At 64.6% G+C, this 17,808-nt stretch carries 17 protein-coding genes and 2 pseudogenes; 4 read left to right on the top strand and 15 right to left on the bottom strand.

Annotation, left to right across the window (positions count from 1 at the left end):
- Positions 1-135, bottom strand: a 135-nt coding sequence (locus H276_RS24905; RefSeq protein ID WP_155943072.1) for an NAD-dependent epimerase/dehydratase family protein, incomplete at its 3' end; no start/stop codon positions are given.
- Positions 136-551: 416 nt separating this feature from the next.
- Here H276_RS24905 and H276_RS0121770 point away from each other — a divergent pair.
- Complete coding sequence (locus H276_RS0121770) at positions 552-1,013, top strand: FHA domain-containing protein (RefSeq protein ID WP_019973401.1); 462 nt, start codon at positions 552-554, stop codon at positions 1,011-1,013.
- A gap of 597 nt (positions 1,014-1,610) precedes the next feature.
- On the opposite strand, the gene H276_RS25070 is transcribed toward H276_RS0121770, so the two are convergent.
- The 3 genes and pseudogenes from H276_RS25070 to H276_RS25455 all read right to left on the bottom strand — a co-directional run.
- Complete coding sequence (locus H276_RS25070) at positions 1,611-1,763, bottom strand: hypothetical protein (protein ID WP_019973400.1); 153 nt, start codon at positions 1,761-1,763, stop codon at positions 1,611-1,613.
- 438 nt (positions 1,764-2,201) lie between these two features.
- Positions 2,202-3,554, bottom strand: coding sequence for an MFS transporter (locus H276_RS0121760; RefSeq protein WP_019973399.1), 1,353 nt, complete (start codon positions 3,552-3,554; stop codon positions 2,202-2,204).
- 281 nt (positions 3,555-3,835) lie between these two features.
- Positions 3,836-4,061, bottom strand: a pseudogene (locus tag H276_RS25455) (helix-turn-helix domain-containing protein); the annotation flags it as partial.
- Between the two features lie 174 nt (positions 4,062-4,235).
- On the opposite strand from H276_RS25455, the gene H276_RS0121755 reads away from it, so the two are divergent.
- Positions 4,236-4,889: a sensor domain-containing protein gene (locus H276_RS0121755; RefSeq protein WP_019973398.1), complete on the top strand. Its 654-nt coding sequence runs from the start codon at positions 4,236-4,238 to the stop codon at positions 4,887-4,889.
- A gap of 109 nt (positions 4,890-4,998) precedes the next feature.
- Here H276_RS0121755 and H276_RS0121750 read toward each other — a convergent pair whose 3' ends face one another.
- Both H276_RS0121750 and H276_RS0121745 read right to left on the bottom strand, forming a co-directional pair.
- Complete coding sequence (locus H276_RS0121750; RefSeq protein WP_019973397.1) at positions 4,999-5,433, bottom strand: FHA domain-containing protein; 435 nt, start codon at positions 5,431-5,433, stop codon at positions 4,999-5,001.
- Between the two features lie 90 nt (positions 5,434-5,523).
- Positions 5,524-5,757 carry a hypothetical protein gene (locus tag H276_RS0121745; RefSeq protein ID WP_019973396.1) on the bottom strand — a complete coding sequence of 78 codons (234 nt, stop codon included), beginning with the start codon at positions 5,755-5,757 and terminating at the stop codon, positions 5,524-5,526.
- A gap of 807 nt (positions 5,758-6,564) precedes the next feature.
- Between H276_RS0121745 and H276_RS0121740 the strand changes: the two genes are divergently transcribed.
- Positions 6,565-6,870 (top strand): transposase, encoded by a 306-nt coding sequence (locus H276_RS0121740; RefSeq protein WP_019973395.1) that lies wholly within the window; start codon positions 6,565-6,567, stop codon positions 6,868-6,870.
- 8 nt (positions 6,871-6,878) lie between these two features.
- A pseudogene (locus H276_RS0121735) lies at positions 6,879-7,760 on the top strand (IS3 family transposase); the annotation flags it as partial.
- A 26-nt stretch (positions 7,761-7,786) separates the two neighbouring features.
- Here the strand turns inward: H276_RS0121735 and H276_RS25730 are convergent.
- From H276_RS25730 to H276_RS0121690, 9 genes are all read right to left on the bottom strand, one after another.
- Positions 7,787-7,984 (bottom strand): TnsA endonuclease N-terminal domain-containing protein, encoded by a 198-nt coding sequence (locus tag H276_RS25730; protein ID WP_019973393.1) that lies wholly within the window; start codon positions 7,982-7,984, stop codon positions 7,787-7,789.
- Between the two features lie 437 nt (positions 7,985-8,421).
- Positions 8,422-11,088: a replicative DNA helicase gene (locus tag H276_RS0121725; protein WP_026357291.1), complete on the bottom strand. Its 2,667-nt coding sequence runs from the start codon at positions 11,086-11,088 to the stop codon at positions 8,422-8,424.
- A gap of 500 nt (positions 11,089-11,588) precedes the next feature.
- On the bottom strand, positions 11,589-12,044 hold the full coding sequence (gene rplI / locus H276_RS0121720; RefSeq protein ID WP_019973391.1) for a 50S ribosomal protein L9: 456 nt from the start codon (positions 12,042-12,044) through the stop codon (positions 11,589-11,591).
- An 11-nt stretch (positions 12,045-12,055) separates the two neighbouring features.
- The gene (gene rpsR / locus H276_RS0121715; protein ID WP_018603057.1) at positions 12,056-12,313 is read right to left on the bottom strand and encodes a 30S ribosomal protein S18; all 258 of its coding nucleotides are present in this window, start codon (positions 12,311-12,313) and stop codon (positions 12,056-12,058) included.
- A 36-nt stretch (positions 12,314-12,349) separates the two neighbouring features.
- The gene (locus H276_RS0121710; RefSeq protein ID WP_019973390.1) at positions 12,350-12,850 is read right to left on the bottom strand and encodes a single-stranded DNA-binding protein; all 501 of its coding nucleotides are present in this window, start codon (positions 12,848-12,850) and stop codon (positions 12,350-12,352) included.
- 69 nt (positions 12,851-12,919) lie between these two features.
- On the bottom strand, positions 12,920-13,210 hold the full coding sequence (rpsF, locus tag H276_RS0121705; protein ID WP_018603055.1) for a 30S ribosomal protein S6: 291 nt from the start codon (positions 13,208-13,210) through the stop codon (positions 12,920-12,922).
- 104 nt (positions 13,211-13,314) lie between these two features.
- Positions 13,315-14,940 (bottom strand): glycosyltransferase family 87 protein, encoded by a 1,626-nt coding sequence (locus H276_RS0121700; protein WP_019973389.1) that lies wholly within the window; start codon positions 14,938-14,940, stop codon positions 13,315-13,317.
- Positions 14,937-17,375 carry a transglycosylase domain-containing protein gene (locus tag H276_RS0121695; RefSeq protein WP_019973388.1) on the bottom strand — a complete coding sequence of 813 codons (2,439 nt, stop codon included), beginning with the start codon at positions 17,373-17,375 and terminating at the stop codon, positions 14,937-14,939. The genes H276_RS0121700 and H276_RS0121695 overlap by 4 nt, the downstream gene beginning before the upstream one ends.
- Entirely contained in the window at positions 17,368-17,799 is a 432-nt protein-coding gene (locus H276_RS0121690; RefSeq protein ID WP_026357289.1) for a DUF5318 family protein, read from the bottom strand. The genes H276_RS0121695 and H276_RS0121690 overlap by 8 nt, the downstream gene beginning before the upstream one ends.
- Between the last annotated feature and the right edge of the window lie 9 nt (positions 17,800-17,808).

Below are 17,808 nucleotides of genomic sequence, written 5' to 3'. Positions count from 1 at the left end.
ACACACATCCACCCCCGAGCGCCGCGACGCCCCCACCACCTCCTCGCCTTCCCGAACCAAAAGATCAACCAACAGACTCCCGATAAGACCACTCGCCCCCAACACCGTCACCTTCACCCTGCCAACACCTTCCATCCACACCACCAACCCAAACAACGGAAACCCAGACTACGTCGCACACCACACCACAAGATGCGAAAAGAACCTCCGCGCACCTGGGCGGCGTCCGAACCCACGCCGGCCGAGGTGACGGTTTCCTTGTTGTGCCTGCCGACCGAGAGTGGTATTGCTAAATGATGCGGTGCCCGGCGTGCGGGGCCCCGATCATTACCATCGCCGCCCCTGCTCTTGATGAGCTCGACAGAAGCGAATGCAGCTTCTGCCCATGGTCGATCTATGTCGACGGATCCGTCCAGGGCAGACGCTACGTGCCAGTCGTTGCAGGCTCAAAAACCGAGGGCACCAACGCAAACGAACCATCGTCGCGCTGTACGTTGGAATAGACGCACTCTAGTCAATTAGACCGCGCATGCGGACGAAGAGGACAACCAGTGAGCACCACAGACAACCACCAGACCGCCGAGTTCCGGGTCGAGGACACCACCGAATTGCTCGCCCCGTGCGGTGAAACTATCGCACCCGTGGCAGCCGCTCTGGATCGCCTCGACACATTGCCGCCCGGCGCTGCCATGCTGGTCGTCAAACGCGGCCCCGCCATCGGACTGCAGTACCTATTGCATCAGCCCATCACCACCGCCGGGCGTCATCCCCGCAGCGACATCTATCTCGACGACATCACCGTCAGCCGCCTGCACGCCGAATTCCGCTGCACCGATGGAGAATTCCAGATCGTAGATACCAACAGCCTCAACGGCACCTACCTCAACCGTCAACCGGTGTATTGCGCGTTACTGACCAATGGCGACGAAATTCAGATCGGCAACTTTTGCCTGCTGTTCTTCACCAGCACCGCAACCCTTTTACCGAAAAGCACAGGGGCTACCGCGCGATAGCGCTGCACTTTTCTGAAAAGCAAATGTTCAGGAGGCCGGTTCCCAGCGCCAGCCGGGCTCGTAGCAGTGGCCCTTGTTGGTTTGCGGATAGCAACCTGATGGTGGCGAGGGTGCGCCAGCTGTCGAGCGCAGCTGTTCGGCGTACACAGACTGCGCCGCAATCACTTCCGCAGCCGGGAATCCGACGGTTGCTGCCACTAGAACCGCGGCGGCCACTGCTCGTAACACGTTTGACCCCTTCGGATGATTGTCTTACGAACCGGAAAAATCGTATCCAGTGGAACCCGTCGGTGATGGTGACCTTGGCGCCGTCCAACCAAATTGGCAGCCATCGTTGGGCGGGTTGTCAGAGATGGTTGCTCGCAGAACTCGGGATCGCACCATTGGTGGGTTCTGGCGGCGATAGCTACGACCTCGCCGAGGCGGTCAACGCCGCCGGGAAGACCGAGCTGATCACCCGCGGCAAACCCGGGCGCTGTATCGACGGCGTCCAACTCTCGACCGCCGAACGGGTCGCCTGGTACAACCAGGAACGCCTGCACGAAACCTCGGCTAAGTTCCACCAGCCGAGGAGGAGGGCCGCCCGCGTGTATGCGGCTACTTCGGGCTGGTTGTCCGCACGCTCACGATGTGTTCACCGGGATAATGCAACTCATGGGTTTGACACGCGTCGTCCTCGTCGGCAGCACAGACGTTGCGCACGTTCCGTCGCTCGCCGAACCAGCTCTCGATGACGTAGATATCGTTCATCCGACTGCACCCCGCTGTCTGTGATGTCGATGGCAGACGCCACGGTCGGGGATTCGCCGTAGACGGTTTATTGCATGCCACCAATAGGCATCGTCACGGCTCCGCCAACACGGACTTGGCGGACTTGGTAGTCAGCCCCGGCCGTCGCAGTCACAGTAATCGTCCGTCCCGGGTGAGAGATGACGCACGAGTAGTTGACTACTCCTTTTTCGTTTCGAGGTGATCCGTGGTTGCGATGGCGGCGCTCGAGGCCATCACGTCGCTGCTTGCCTGTCGAAATCCGCACCCACCGAAGGCGCTGGGAACACTCAGCTGACGCCGATGGCGCGGCAGCGCCGAAACCCTCGCTACCGCGCACTCATACATCGCTGCCGGGGCCACTGACCTCGCACTCAAGATGTCCCGTTCGCACTCCACTGCAAGGGGGCGAGGTAGCAGTCAGGTGCCCGAGGTCGGAGCCAGGGGATTGCCGATCCGGGCGACCGCCGCGGCCGTCACCGTCACCCCAACGGCGGCGGCGACCAGCGAACCAGAGTAGCCCGACGGTGCCGCGAGCGCCGCCAGCACCGCGACGCCGAGCCCGGAGCCCAGCGCGAAGGCCACCTCCTGCACCACCCCCACCTGGGACACCGCGTCGGCGGGAGCCGCCACGAACAGCGCCGTGGTGCCGAGGGTGCCGATCACCCCGAAGCCCGCGCCGATCAGCAGCAGGGCCGGGCCGATCGCCGCCGGATCCGTTGCCGCCCAGGCCAGCCCGGCCGCCTGCAGCATCAGCGCCGCCGGCAGGACCAGGCCGCGCCGGTCGATCCGGGCCAGCATGGGCGCCACGATGCCGCCGACCATGGTGGCGATCGCCTGCCAGAGCAGCACGAGGCCGGTCGCGGCCGCCGACCATCCCCGATCGTTCTGCAGGTGCAGGCTGGTCAGATAGATCGCCCCGAGGGTGATCCCGGCCGAGACGATGATCGTTGCCACCGCCGCCGAGAAGCCCCAGTCTCCGAACAGGTCCACCCGCAACAGTGGGTCCCGCAGCCGCCGCTGGGCCCGCAAGAACACAGTCAGGACGCCCGCGCCGGCCAGCCCGACGACGGCGCCGAAAGCCGGTGCGAACGGCAGGCGCTGCACGCCGAATACCGTGACGGCGAGCCCGAGCGCCGCAACCACCACCCACCCCGGATGCCACGCCGGCGGCACCGGAGCCCGCGTGTTCGGCACCGCAGCCCGGGTGAGGAGCGCTCCGATCGCCGCGATCGGTACGCAGATCCAAAAGACCCACTGCCAGCCCCAGTGATCGGTGAGGTAGCCGCCGACGAGCGGGCCGATGGTATTGGCCGCACCGAACACGGCGACCCACAGGCCGTTCGCCATCGTCCGGGCGTGGCCGATGAATACAGCGCCGATCGTGGACACCACGTTCGCCAGGATGAGCGCGCCGGCGACGCCGAGGCCGAGTCGCGCCGCGAGCAGCCCGGGGACGGACAGCAACGGGGCCACCGCGCTGAGCAGCGCGAACACAGTCATGCCCGCGACCAGGGCGCGGCGGCGACCGGAGCGGTCGCCCCACCGCGCGGCAGGCACGATCGCAGCTGCCACGGCGAGCGGGTAGATGTTGACGACCCACGACTGGTCCGCCGGGGCGATCCCAAGGTCGCGGGCGAGTTTCGGCAGGGCGGTGTTGATCATGCTCACCGCGAGGCTCTGGGCGAGGATCCCCACAAGCAGTGGGATCATCACCGACCACGAGATCCGATCACTGGCCCGCGGCACACCCTTATCGCACGGTGTCGTCACCCCCCGATACTGACAGGTCGACGTTGTCTGCTCATCCCTGCATCTCTCACCGTCTATCCATCCAGTGACATGATCGCCGCACCCGGCACCACTCCAGCGGCACGGCGCCAGCTGGGTGCTAAGTCAGTGAGTGCTCGCGTTCCCTATGTCCTGCGCCACGAAATCCATTGTCTAATAGGACGAATGGGTCTAGGAACGGGCAACGCCGGCCGCACAAATTCGATTGATGCAACTTCGTGACTCACTATCGGAACTCTGCTGACGACGAGCTGGCGGGACTCTTGGGACAGGTATCGGTATGCAGTTGCACGTCCAATCTCAAATGCCACGGCAAGCTCTCCGACTGGTCCCCCGGTCGCAGCAAGGCGACGCAACTGCTGTTGGCGCTCGGGGCTGAGCTTTGGTGGTTTTGGTGGTCGGCATCTGCCGAGCACGACCGAGTTCGAGTTCGAGTTCGACCAGCGTGGCCATGATCGCTGCCGCGGCTCGACCAGTGGGGGTGGGCGTTGCACTCCTGCGCTGAGCGAGAACAAATGCCTCGGCCAGGCCGCTGGGCCGCTACGGGCAGAGACCCTGCCCGCCGACACCCGGATGCAGATGTCTGACCGGAAACCTCCCCAGACATGGCCAAATCGCACAGGTCAGCCAAGGTGCACCCGCTGAATCTGCGACAGTTGATGCATGCGTGTGCGGATGGGTGTCGCGTTGCTCGGGGTCGCGCTGCTGCTGGGCGCTTGCGCACCCACACCCGTACCTGACGCCGCGGTCGTTTCTCGGCTCGATGACATGCTCGTCGACGGGTCCATCGTCAACGCGATCATGGGTCCGCCACCGCTAAAAGCCACCCACACCTACCTCGCGTTCGAACAATGGCCTGCCGGGTACTCCTACTCGCCCGCAGACTGCCTGGCGGTCAGCGCAAACGCGATGGCGTCGGTGTACCAGGGAACCCGCAGCGGCAAGATGCGCGGGACACTGTTCACCAACGATCAGGGCAGCGCCGAGGTCGACGAGGCGGTGGTGGCGTTCGACACCGCCGCATACGCCCGTGACTTCGTCGCGTCCATTGTGGGTACCTGGCAGCGCTGTTCCGACGAGGTGCTGACCATCACGTCCGCGGGCCGACCGCCGCGGACGTTCACCATCGACGTGCCGCGCGCCGTTGGTGCCGACGAGGTCACGGACTGCCAATCGCAGTCGTACAGGGGCTGGGGCACGGTGCACGCGATGCGAGCCCGCGGCGACGTCGTCATCGATGTGCGGGTCACCGGGGAACGACTCAACGACCAGGCCGTGCGTGTGGTCAATGCGATAGTCGACCACGGAAAGCTCTGAACGCACGAACCATCGAGATTCTTGCCACTTCTTACTGCAAGTTCATCGAAAGAGCAGGTGGAACCAAATCCGTACAGTGCTTTCGAGGGATAGCCCGCTTGCTGCTCGGTCAGCTGGCTGCGCTGCTGGTGAAGAACAGCAAGTGGAAGTTGCCGAGCTGAATTTCATCGGCGTGGGTCAGTGTCGCGGTGTCCACCGGTTGACAGTTGAGGTAAGTGCCGTTGAGGCTGTTGGTGTCCACGATCTGGAATTCACCGCTGGTGCACCGGAATTCGGCGTGCAGGCGGCCGACGGTGATGTCGTCGAGATAGATGTCGCTGCGGGGATGACGCCCGACGGTGGTGATCGGCTGATGCAACAGGAACCGTAGCCCGGGGGTTGGGCCGCGTTTGACGACCAGCACGGCGGCTCCGGCCGGCACCGCGTCGAGGTGATCCAGCACGTTTGCTTCGGGTGCGATGGTTTGGCTGGACGGGGCGGGGAATCCGGTGGCGGTGTCCTCGACCCGGTCCTCAGAGGTCTGGTGGCTGTGTGTGGTGCTCACGGGTTGTCCTTTTCGGCCGCTTGCGCGGTCTCGTGGTGTGTCCTGCATTTGACTGATCTTTTCGAGGGCGAAGCGCCCGCGGGCTTCTGGCTATTCGCCGGCAGGGACGTCGATGGAGAACGAGCGGTCCGTGTGCCACCGATGGCCGGGTAGCACGACGACGGGTGGCCGGGCGATGGTGTTGGGCGTGGCGACGATTCCAGGCCTGGGCGTCGGTTGGTAGGAGTACGTGCCTGCGTTGGCCATGCCCGCCAGCCCGAGTGCTGCGCCGCCGAGGATGCCTGCGGAGACGGCGGACATTGCGATGTAGCGGGTAATGGTCATCTGCGTTCTCCTGCGGGGGTGGGCGTTTCGGTTCTGCTGCCGGTTGTGTCGGCGTTGACACAACTCTCTCGCATCGCGCTGGCCGCGTCTGTCCGGCGATAGGTGGTTGAACCGGTGGAATCCGGTATCCCCCGATCGGGGGACAAGGGCGCCCGTCGCCGGGTCACCCGGCTCAGAGATTGCACCGGATACCAGGACGACGCGGCCCCATCAACGCGTCCCGGTAGGACGCAGCAGCGTCGCGACTTGCGGTTGCGCCCCGGTGGCAACGGCAGTCGGCCCGAACTCACATCTAGAACTGCAGGCGATGCGCTCTCCGCAACCACCACATCATGCAATCGATCGCCGGCCCTCCTGCCCTAACCGAACAAGACCCTTCCCACATTGGTGTCGCAAGCGACATTTCGGCGGCAACTCCAATTGGGAAAATGAGACAGGATCTGGGACCCTACAACATCTGTGACTTCTCAAGTTCGGCTGCATTCACGGATGTCGCTGACCTGGGCTTTGATGTTCTGTCTCACGGCGAGGGCACTCTTGTCCGTCTCACGAGACGCTTCATTTCCTAAGGTAGGAAACACTTCGTGACCACTGCCCCGGGATGTTTGGCGACATACCCTATGAGGTAGATGACAGGAAAGAGGCAAATCGCGACCTGGCGCTTTGGAGCGCAGCGCGGGACATGGCCCGGTTAGCGTTACGAGTATGGGTGAGCCGTGGCGAGAGGCGAAGGTGCGCCCGTGAGCCTCCCCCGAGTGGTGGACATCGAGATAGCGGGATCGAGGATCCCGCTGGAAGGATGTCACTATGTCCCGAACCCGCCGGTCGTTCACGACTGAGTACAAGGTCGAGGCCGCTCATCGGGTGATCGATTCCGGTCGCACGATCGCCGAGGTCGCACGTGAACTGGGCCTCAACGAGGGTCTGCTCGGGCGGTGGGTCGCCGACGAACGCCGCCGCATAGGGGCTGCAGCAGCCCGCGACGACGTGCCACTGACTGCGGCCGAGCGCACCGAGTTGGCGCGGTTGCGTAAGCAGGTCGCCGAGCAGGAGAAAGACATCGCGTTTCTGAAAAAAGCCTCCGCGTACTTTGCCGCCAACGGACCGAAGTAGACCGGTTCGAGTTGATGGCCGCAGAGTGCGCGACCACCGAGACCACCCGAATGGCACGCCTGCTGGGGGTATCGACCTCCGGCTACTACAAATGTGTGAGGCGTTCGGCAACAACGGAATTGACCGATCGGGAACAACGGAAGGCTGACCTGATCGTGAAGATCACCGACCATCACCGCGACTCGGGCGGCACCTACGGTTCGCCACGGATCACCGCGGATCTGCGGGCTGCCGGTGAGCAGGTCTCGGAGAAGACCGTCGCCAAGATCATGGCCGAGATCGGGCTCGCCGGGATCAGCCCACGTACGTTCAAGGTCAAAACCACCGTTGTCGATCCCGCTGCATCGTTTCCCGACGATCTGGTCGAGCGCCGATTCGACCAGGGGCGACCCGACGCGGTGTGGAGTTCGGACATCACCTACCTCACGTGCGGTGAGGGCGACATGTACCTGTGCGCGATCCGTGACGAGCACTCCAAGCGGGTGCTCGGTTGGTCGGTGGCCGATCACATGCTCACTGAGCTGGTCACCGACGCGTTGGCCCGGGCGGTCGCGGTGCGGGGCGGCGACGTGGCCGGCACGATCATGCATTCCGATCGCGGCACGCAGTTCACGGCTCACGCGATGGCCCGGGCCTGCGCTGATGCCGGCCTACGCCGCTCCATGGGCGCCACGGGGATCTGCTGGGATAACAGTGGCGCCGAATCGCTGTGGTCGACGTTCAAACACGAGTACTACTACCGTCACACCTTCGCCACTATGGCGGAACTCGTTGCAGCCATTGACAATTGGATGCACTTCTATAACAATCGAAGACGCCACTCAGCGATTGGAATGCTCAGCCCCATCGCGTACGAACAATTACTGACCACGGCCGGCCAGGCCGCATAACCCCTGTCCACTTTTCGGGGGGAACCTCAGAGTTCCACCGCCGGCGGCTCACTCCACACTTCGTAGCGCCAGCCACGACTCTCCACGAGCTTGCGCGACCATCCCAGGCTGAAGCGAACTTTGGGATCATCCAGCCGCGCAGCAGGTTTCACATCGACGATGACCGGCCCATCCGCATCGACGAGCAGAAAATCCGGGACATGCCGGCGTTCGCGTCCTTCCACCGTCGCTTTTAGGAGAAACGGCTGCGGAACGATTCGGCGCCACCGCGAAGTCGAAGTCGGCGTAGAGCAACCGCGCCAACTCCAGGCGAGATTCGTAGATGACATGGGCACACTCCGTCGCCGACCAATACGTGCCCGAATAGTGCTTTTGTCCGCGGTACCACCTAAAGGTGCGCCACGGTGCGGCGGTGCTGAGCAGATCAAGGGTCGCGAGGCCCCAGTCGGTGGATAACTCGGCCAGGGTCTCTTTGTTTCGAACGGAAACCGTCGCTTCGGCGGTCCGTCGAATGCCGGACACCCCTCGACGATCCCACCTCGACGGGCTCCCGCTCCGCAACCGCGTGCGGCGTGTCTCACGTTAATTGCACAAGTGCAGCGGTCGTGCAGTCAATCGTGAGAAAGTGCAGTCAAACTTGAGAACCTACAACATCGTCGCCTTATCGCGCCATATTCGTGAACCGCGACAAATGCAGTTGGTGCGCAACAGTTATCGTCGCGGTCGGGCCGTTGCGGTGCTTGCCAAGAATAATGTCGGCTTCTCCGCCGCGCGGATCGTCTCGATCAAATGCATCTGGCCGATGCAAAAGCATCACCATGTCGGCATCTTGTTCCAAGGAATTATGGGCCGTGATGCCCTGGGCAACGAAATTGCTTGTGCCAGGAACCGTTCCGTCATAGACATCGCAGTAACCGATGCTGGTGATCGCGACGATCTCGTCCCAGAACACGTCGTTGGTGGCCAAGGCATGCAGGTCGGAATCGTCGAGCACTGCCGCAGCCCGGTGCAGCCGTGATCGGCTCGGCGCATGCTTCCACAGCGCCGAGCCGCAGAACTGTGTGCCCATCGCGGCAGCGAACTGCCGGTGCGTCGTCCCCTGACGCACCAACGCCGACTTCACCTGCCCCCAAACCCCTTTCGGTACGGTGTCGCGGTTTGTGTTTGGCGCGGCGCCTTCGAGATGTGCCAGAACCTCGCGCGCTTTATCTCCGCGGGCACCGTGCACACCGACGTGCGCTATGAACCGCTTCTGGTTCTCCCCGCCATAGATGAGCACATGCCAGCAGTCGCGGTAGCCCGGCTTCTTGGCACACTTGATCCACGCGTAGACACCGACCCGCAGCAACAGTTGTGTCACGTCATCGGCCAGTTGCCGGCTGGTAGTGGCGTAGTAGACGCGTCCCTGGCCGACCTTCGAGTCCCACCGCACCGAACCGTCAGTCGCCCACAAGTGCTTCAGGAACAACGCCACCTGATCATTCGGCAGCGCGAAAACCTCTTTGGGAACGAACTTCTCGTAGCTCCGTCTGCCAAAGAGGCCCAGCTTGTCTAGCCACGCGGTGATGGGATTGCGCTTGCCATGGGTCAAGCGGTACGGCGCGGGCAGCCGCATCGTCGTGACGCGCGCTGCCGGATACTCGTCACGAATCGGTGTGACGCCGAAGTGGGCGGCGGAGATCTCTACCGCTGCCAGATTGGCCTCGTCGATGCTGGTGTAGCGGATCGGCTGACGTTTCACGCATGAGCCGTCGCCGATCATGTGCGCGAGCATCACTACCTCAGAGTCATGCATACGTTCGATCTGTACCGGCTCGGGCACCCGCCGCGGCGTCGCGAGAGGGTCCCCGATGTTCAGCTCTCCTAACGGAATCCAGCCGTCGATCGTGAGGAACGGATGATTGGCGGTCGCCTCAACTTCACGTCCGGACGCCAGCCGGAGCTTGAACACCTCTTTGTGCCCGCTGTAGAACACGTTGGTCATCGGCCGGGCCACCATGCGCTTGTGCTCGTCGAGGGACCACACCAACGGCCGCTCGCCGGTCGCCATCAACTCGCCGAAAGTGACCTCAGCGCCGTTGTCGGCCCGCAGGATTCGTGTGTTCGCGGTCAGGCAGCCGGACTCACGAAGGTCGGACACCTGCGGCCGCTTGTCGGTGCGTTGCTCAGGCCCGCGATTGAGCTGGCTGATCGCGACCACGGGCACGTCGAGCTCCTTGGCCATCAGCTTGAGGCTTCGGGAGAAGTCCGACACTTCCTGCTGGCGCGACTCATACTTCTTGCCGGAGCTCATCAGCTGCATGTAGTCGACCACCACGAGCCGCAGATCGGCCTTCTGCGCCAACCGTCGTCCCTTGGCGCGGATCTCCATCATCGTCAGGTTGGGCGAATCATCGATATACAAAGGCGCTTCGCTGATCTCACTCATGCGCCGCGCCAGCCGAGTCCAGTCGTCATCGCTCATGCGGCCTGAACGCATATCGCCCAGCTTGATCTTCGCCTCCGCCGAGAGCAGGCGCATGACGATCTCGGACTTGCTCATTTCCAGTGAGAAGATGACGCTGGCCATCTGGTGCTTGATCGAGCAGGAGCGCATGAAGTCAAGTCCCAGAGTCGATTTCCCCACACCGGGACGCGCCGCGATGATGATCATCTGCCCGGCGTGCAGCCCGTTGGTGACCTCGTCGAGCTCGGTGAACCCGGTGGGTACGCCGCGGGCGATTCCGCCCTGGGACGCAATCGCGTCGATCTCGTCCATGGTCGGCTGGAGCAGGTCTTCCAGCGGCACGAAGTCTTCCGACGCGCGCCGCTCGGTGACGTCGTAGATCTCGGCCTGTGCGCGGTCCACCACGTCGCTGACATCGGCGCCGTCGGCACCGGCGTAGCCGTACTGCACCACGCGGGTGCCTGCCTCCACGAGCCGGCGCAAGAGCGCCTTCTCCGCGACGATGCCGGCGTAGAAACCGGCATTGGCGGCAGTCGGCACCGTGGAAATCAGGGTGTGCAGATAGGGCGCTCCGCCGATACGGCGCAGCAGACCGCGCCGGTCCAGCTCGGCCGCGACAGTGACCGCGTCAGCGGGCTCCCCACGGCCGTAGAGGTCAAGGATCGCGTCGTAGATGTTCTGGTGCGCCGGGCGGTAGAAGTCACCGGGTCGCAGCCGCTCCAGTACGTCGGCGATCGCGTCCTTGGAGAGCAGCATCCCGCCCAGCACCGACTGCTCGGCGGCCATGTCCTGCGGTGGCTGACGGCCGAAATCCTCGCTCGGTGGCGCGCCGTCCATATTCGGAGGTCCGTCCGGATGCCCCAGGTCGTCGACGACAGCCACAGACTTCCACCCCCTTTTCGAGACCTGCCCTACAACAAGCTCGAACGTCTATTCGAAACGGCACTGCAACTGTAAAACCGAGGTCCGACAACCAAACCCTTCGAACGCCTCGCGGCAGCTTACGGTAGACGTTGCTGGCGACCCCCGATACCCGGCCTGTTGATGAAGTTGTGGATGGCATGGGGATATCTGTGGGTAGTGGTGTTGAGTCGTTGGGGAGAACCTGTGGATTACTGCCGAGTCAGTTGCCATACGCCCAGTTCAGATCACTAACCAGCACGTGAAAAACTGTGGATGGGAATTACCACGGCGTGTCGTGGCGGGTTGCCAACTCGGGCGTGTTGTGTTGCGCACAAGGGCCGGTCAGGTTAACGCTCGGGTGGGTTCGCTGCACACGGCATCTTGCCGGCAATGTTCGCCGCGGACACAGCAACGCCCGGGTGGGATCCGATCACGGACCCGACCCGGGCGTTTTGACGCTGCCGCTAGAACTCGGCCACTTACTCCGCGATGACGTTCAGCGACACCTTGGCTTCGACACCGGTGTGCAGGCGAATGGTCACCGGGTGGGTGCCGACGGACTTGATGTGTGCCTTGGGCAGCTGGACGGTGCGCTTGTCCAGGTTCGGGCCACCGGCCTTCTTGATCACTGCGACCACGTCGGTCGCAGTGACCGAGCCGAACAGCTTGCCGGTGTCGGCAGCCGCGTGGACGGGCAGCGGCACCTCGCCCAGACCCTCCAGCGCGGTCTTGAGCTCGTTGGCGTGCTCCAGACCCCGCACGACCTTGGTCTCGCGGGCCCGACGGATCTCCTCGGCCTGGCGCTCGGCGCCCCGGGAGGCCACGATGGCCAGCCCGCGCGGCAGCAGGTAGTTGCGGCCGTAGCCGTCCTTGACCTCGACGGCGTCGCCGGCGACACCCAGGTGCTCCACCTCGGCGGTGAGAATCAGCTTCATGATGTTCCCCTCTACCGCGTCGACGAGCTGAACGGCAGCAGAGCCACCTCGCGGGCGTTCTTCACGGCGACGGCGATGTCGCGCTGGTGCTGGACACAGTTGCCGGTCACCCGGCGGGCACGAATCTTGCCGCGCTCGCTGATGTAGGTGCGCAGCAGCGCAGTGTCCTTGTAGTCGATGTTCTGCCCCTTCTTGGAGCAGAACACGCACTTGCGGGTTTTGACCGGCTTCTCCGGTGCCGGCCGCCGCTTGGTATTCGACTTGGCCATTGGTTATCTCTTCCTTGCAAAAATTTTCGATGTTGATCAGAAGGGCGGTTCGTCGTCGGCCCCGCTGAAGGAGCCCGACGCGGGCGCGCTGCCCCACGGATCGTCTTTCGGCTCGGACTGGCGGGAGCCTCCCCCGCCGCTACTGCCGAACCCGCCGCCACCCCCGCCACTGCGGCTGGCCTTGTTGACCTTGGCCGTGGCGTAGCGCAGGGACGGACCGATCTCGTCGACCTCGAGCTCCACGACGGTGCGCTTCTCGCCCTCTCGAGTTTCGAAGGAGCGTTGCTTGAGCCGGCCCTGAACGATCACCCGCGAACCGCGGGTGAGGCTCTCGGCCACGTTCTCGGCCGCCTCGCGCCAGATGTTGCAGCGCAGGAACAGCGCCTCGCCGTCTTTCCACTCATTGGTCTGACGGTCGAACGTGCGCGGTGTCGACGCAACGGTGAAGTTGGCGACGGCCGCGCCGGACGGCGTAAAACGCAGTTCCGGGTCGGCAGTCAGGTTTCCGATAACGGTGATGGTGGTGTCACCAGCCACGAGATCCTCCTGGGATAGGCATGTCCGTTTGCGCGAAGCCTACGTAGCGACGCCGACGACTGACAGCCTTTAGTGCTTGTCGGTCCGCATCACCTTGGTGCGCAGCACCGACTCGTTCAGGTTGAGCTGACGGTCGAGCTCGGACACGGTGGCCGGTTCGGCCTTGACGTCGACGACGGCGTAGATGCCCTCGGCATGCTTGGCGATCTCGTACGCGAGCCGGCGACGGCCCCAGATGTCGACCTTGTCGACAGAACCGCCGTCCTTGCGGATAACGTTCAGGAACGTTTCCAGCGACGGAGCTACGGTGCGCTCGTCAAGTGTGGGGTCGAGAATGACCATGATTTCGTATGGACGCATTAGAACCTCATCACCTCCTATGGTCGTTTCGGCCACGGCGGATTCCGTGGCAGGAGGGTCGCCTGCGTCGGCAACCGACCTAGGCTACCCGAAACCGCCCTGCGCTATGAAATCGCGATGGGACGAGGATCGGGCGCGGCCTCCACGCGTACCCGGTCGCGGTCGGGGCGCAGCCAGTCCGGCAGCCACCGCGGCGGATTGTCGGGTGCCCCGTCGAACACTCCGCCCGCCGGATCATCGATGCGGCCACCGTGCCGCACCAGATCCAGCTCAGGCCGGTAGATTTGACGAATCACCAACGCGCACAAGGTGATAACGGCGATATCGCGCAGCAGCACCGTCGTGGTGAACCACTGCTCGGGCAGTCCCCGGTTGGCCTCGCCGTACAGGTAGAGCATCCGCGGCACCCATACCAGCGCGTCAATAGTCATCCAGGCCAAGAGGATTCGGCGATGCGGCAGGGCCAACACCGCCAGCGGCACCAACCACAGGGAGAACTGCGGGCTCCATACCTTGCTGGTCAGCAGAAATGCCGTCACCACCAAGAACGCCAGCTGCGCCACCCGGGGTCGCTGCGGCGCGGTCAGTGCGATGTAGCCGATGACGATGAGGCAGGCCGCGAACAACACCGCGGTGACGACGTTGGTCACCGTCGGCGGTTGCCAGAAGCCGAGATTCGGGTCGAACCCGCGCCACCCGGTGAACGACTTCACCACGTTGTAGAGCGAATCCATGTCGTCGCCGCGGCGGGTGTTGAGCCGGAAGAACTCCGACCACCCGCGCGGGAACATCACCATGATCGGCAGGTTCACCACCAGCCAGGTGGACACCGCCGCCAGCACCGTCCTGCCGACCTCCCGGCCCCGCCCGGTGCGCACCGCCAGCATCGCCACCGGCAGCAGCAACAGCAGCGGATAGAGCTTGGCCGCGACGCCGAGGCCGATCAACAACCCGGCGAGCCCGGGTTTGCGGCGCGCCCAGGCCAGCATCGCGCCGGCCGCCGCGGCAGTCGCCAACGCGTCGAAGTTGGTGAATATCTGGAAAATCAGGATCGGCGAACCAGCCACCAGTGCGGCATCCCAGATGCGCCGGGCCGCCAACCGTGCCGTCGCCCACACGGTGGTGAGCCAGGCCAGCGCCAGCCCGAACGCAGAGATGTTGAAGAACATCACCACCTCGGCGATGATCGGGAGCGCAATCACTGTCGTGGCGGCGGTATAAGTCTTCGCCAGTGCCATCGACACGTACTGGTAGATGCCGGTGAGCACCGGATACTCCATGTAGCGCACAGCGGGCTTGCCGTCGTACTGCAGGCGCTGTTTACCCGTCGCGTCGTTCTCCTGCCAGCTCGACTTGTACGGGAACTTGCCGAGGTTCAACAACTCTGCGGTGTAGAGCGGGACCGTGTCGGAATAGCACAGCTCGTAGTAGGCCCGGTTGTTCTCCCAGTTGGCGACGCGTTGGCCGGCAGTGCCCGATCCGGTGGTCTGCAGGCAGGCGGCCTTGGTCGAGTAGCCCAGGGCCAGGAACACCACCGCGATGATGAACATGACGCGCAGCGGCGTCATGAACCGCGCCCGCCCGATCACCGCATGCCGGCCGACCGGGCCGCCGATCGGATGCGACAGCGCCCGACTCAGGACGTCGTTGCGGCTGGGCAGGTCGCGATCGTCCGCCTCGCGGGTGTCCTCTGCGAGCGGAGCCGGTGAAACCAATTCCCGTTCCGTCACGGAGGCGGCATGGGCGCGCCGGGACCATCCGGTGCAACCGGTTCAGCCGGCTGCACCGGTGCCACCGGCACGGTCGTCGGGGGGCCGACCGGGATCGTGATACCCGGCGCCACTTCGATGGTCGGCTGGATGACGGTCTCCGACGGCGGGGTGCCTGGCACGGGTTGGCCCGGCAGCACCACCGGAACCGACGGCGCGGGCGGCGCGGGCGGCGGCGGCACACCGGCATAGCCACCGATCTCCGTCGGCTTCGGGAAGGACTCGTTGTCGGTGCCCTCCAGGGCGCCGTCCATCGTCGACTTCCAAATGTCCGACGGCAGGCCGGACCCGTAGACCGGTGAACCCCACTGATTCACCAGCGGTTTGACACCCTCCGTGGTGCCAACCCACACCGCGGTCGACAGCGAGGGCGTGTAACCGACCATCCACGCATCGCGGTTGGCGCCGGTGTCGCCGAGCTGGACGGTGCCGGTCTTGGCTGCCGAGAGCCGGCCACCGGCCAGGTTGTGCCCACGCGACCATCCGGCGATCGGCTGCATCGCCGAGGTCACGTTATCGGCCACGGCTTTGTCGATGCGCTGTTCCCCGTTGTCCTGCTGCGAGGCGTCGAACAGCACCTGGCCCGCGGAGTTCACGACCTTCTGCACGAAGTGCGGCTTGTGGTAGACGCCCGACGCGGCCAGCGTGGCGTACGCCGAAGCCATGTCGAGCACCCGGGACTGGTACTGCCCCAGCACCACACCATTGTTCGGTGGGCCGCCCTTGCCGTCCTCGGACAGCGTGTGCTCGACCCCGGGGAAGCTCTCGGCGACACCGGCGTCATGCGCGGCCTTGGCGACGTCTTCCGGTCCATTCTTGAGCTTCAGCATCAACCGGTAGTAGCTCGTGTTGAGCGACCGCTTGAGCGCCTCGGCGATCGAACAGACCCCGCAGCCCTCACCCTCCACGTTGGTGATCTGGATACCGTTGACCGTCACCGGCGAGCTGTCCACCTGGTAGCCCAGACCGATGCCCTGCTGCAACGCGGCGACGAGGGCGAACACCTTGAACGACGACCCGGTCGGCAACCCCGCCTGGGCGAAGTCGAAGCCGTTGGCGTCCGATCCGCCGTAGTACGCCTTGATCGCCCCGTCGTGCGGGTCGACCGACACCACCGCGGCCCGCATGTCCGAATCCTGGCCGTCCATGTACTTGGTGACGGCCTTCTCGGCGGCCTCCTGCGCCTGCGGATCGATCGTGGTGGTGATCTGCAGGCCCTCGGTGTTCAGCGTCTGCTCGCTGACGTCGAACAGGCCCATCAGTTCCTTCATGACCTGCCGTTCGATCAGACCGTTGGGACCGGTGGTCTGATTCTGTTCGCTGGCCTGGTCACGCGACACCGTCGGCGGAAACACCTGCTTGGCCCGATCACCGGCCGACAGCGCCCCGATGTCGACCATGCCGTCGAGCACCCAGTTCCAGCGCTCCGCGGCGCCCTCGGGATCGACCGCGGGGTCCAGGGTGGACGGACGCTGGATCAGTGCCGCCAGCAGAGCGCCCTCGGCCACGTCGAGTTGCTCGACGGGCTTGTTGAAGTAGGCCTTGGCCGCCGCGGAGATGCCGTAGGCGCCGCGACCGAAATAGATCATGTTCAGATACGCCTGCATCACGGCGTCTTTGGACCATTCGTTGGACATCTTCGTCGAGATGACCAGCTCCTTGGCCTTACGGACCAGGCCGCCGATCCCGGAGCGCTCGTCGCCGACCAGCGCGTTCTTCACGTACTGCTGTGTGATGGTCGAGCCGCCCTGCAGTTCACCGCCGAACAGGTTGTTCTTGATGGCCCGCATGAAGCCGGTGAACGAGAAGCCCGGATTGGTGTAGAAGTCACGGTCTTCGGCAGCCATCACCGCGTCGCGGACGTGTACCGGGATCTGGTCGATGTTGACGTCCACCCGGTTGCCCTCCGGCGGCACAATCTTGGCGATCTCTGAGCCGTCGCTGGCCAGGATGGTCGACACCTGATTGGTGCGGATGTCACCCGGCTGTGGAACGTCGACGATCAAGTAGGCCATGCCGAACGTCACCAGTGGCAGCAGCACCAGCACGGCCACCACGGCGGCTGACCCGCGTCGCACCCACTTCCAGTTGATCCGGAACTGCTTGCGGGGTTGCTGCGGTCCTGGCGGGGGCTCGGACGGTCCGGACGGACCACCGCCGCCGGTCGGAGGCGGAGGCGGTGGCTTGGCCGGCGGGGTGCCGTCCAGCGCGGCCTTGACGACATCAATGGGGGCCGGGCTGCCCTCGCGGACCGGCGGCAGCACTGTGGTCAGCCGGTCGTCCGGCGGAACCGCGGAATGCGACCGATTGGCGCCCAGGGGCGGACGCGCACCGAGGCGACCAGCCGCGTCCTGGACGTCGTCGGCTGACCGGTGCTGGCGCCCTTCGCTATTCACTGGCTGTACGCGCGGATTTGCGCGGCGCCGGGGTTCGTCGTGGCCTGCGCGCCTCCGGAGGACGGGGCGCGCCGAGCACATACGACTTGACCAAATGGTTCCAACTGCAGGTCCGGCATACCTCCACCACGTGTACTGCGAACTCGTCGTAGCGGGTCGCCAACAAGACCAGCTCCTCTGCCGTGCGCGCGGACCCCGACACCGGGCCCAAATGATCCCCGAACACCCATGACACCAGCGTCAGTTGTTCCTTGCGGCAGATCGGACACATCACCGAACTGGGTTTTCCGTGGAACTTCGCCGCGCGCAACAGGTACGGATTGGCGTCGCAGACCTCGGAGACGCCGGTGCGGCCCGAGTAGACCTCAGCCAGCAGGGACCGCCGCCGCAGCGCGTAATCCACCACCTGTCTCTGCAATCGCACGTTGACCAG

The organism is Mycobacterium sp. 141 (genome assembly GCF_000382405.1).
GTDB lineage: Bacteria > Actinomycetota > Actinomycetes > Mycobacteriales > Mycobacteriaceae > Mycobacterium.
Note: the sequence above shows the minus strand (reverse complement) of the source record. Positions and strands in the feature narration are given on the sequence as shown.